The 719-nt window shown below is 59.0% G+C and carries 1 pseudogene; it reads right to left on the minus strand.

From position 1 onward, the window contains the following. Positions 1 to 719 (minus strand): annotated as a pseudogene (locus P0D96_RS48240) (IS30 family transposase); the annotation flags it as partial.

Genomic DNA, 719 nt, shown 5'->3' on the forward strand with positions numbered 1-719 from the left:
CTGGCTGTTCGCGTTGCCAAACAGCAGATCGCCTTCCCAATGACCTGGTATCGCGCGGTCGTCAGCTGTCGCCGGGCGTTCGCTAATCGATACGGCGTCGCAGATTCTGCCGTGGTCGTCAGTCTTCATGGTGTGATGACGGGAACGACGCATCGCTCGCGTTCGGCGCAAATGCTCCACCAATTCCTTCTTTAGCGCACCGCGGGCCTGTATATAAAGGCTCCTGTAGATCGTCTCGTGCGACACCTGATAGTCCTTGTTGACCGCGTAAGAGTGCTTGAGCCAACCGGCAATCTGTTCTGGCGACCACTGCAACTGGAGTTTGCCCGCCACGACCCGGGCGAGTTCCCGATTCCCGACGAGCTTGCATTCCTTGGGGCGACGGGCACGATCCCACGCAAGTGTGATTCGCCCGATACCCTTGAGATCCACCATTTCGCCTGATTTCCCTGCTGATAGTGGAAGGTGCCCGTTCAAGCCGGCTGGCCACCGCACGGATCGAGTGGCCGGCTACCACCGAGCGCGATATCTCCTCGCGCTCGGCCAACGTCAGTGCCCGTCTGGAGCGACGTCGCGGTGCCGGCTGTATTCCGCCAGTCTGCGCCAGAATTCCCTGTATCGATGAATGATTCCGGTCGAATAGCTGCGCAATATGCTGAAGCGATTCGCCTTTGCGCCAGAGTTCCCACATTAACGCTTTCTGGCTCTCGCTGTAATAG

Origin of the sequence: Paraburkholderia sp. RL17-347-BIC-D, assembly GCF_046027915.1 — a bacterium.
Lineage (GTDB): Bacteria > Pseudomonadota > Gammaproteobacteria > Burkholderiales > Burkholderiaceae > Paraburkholderia.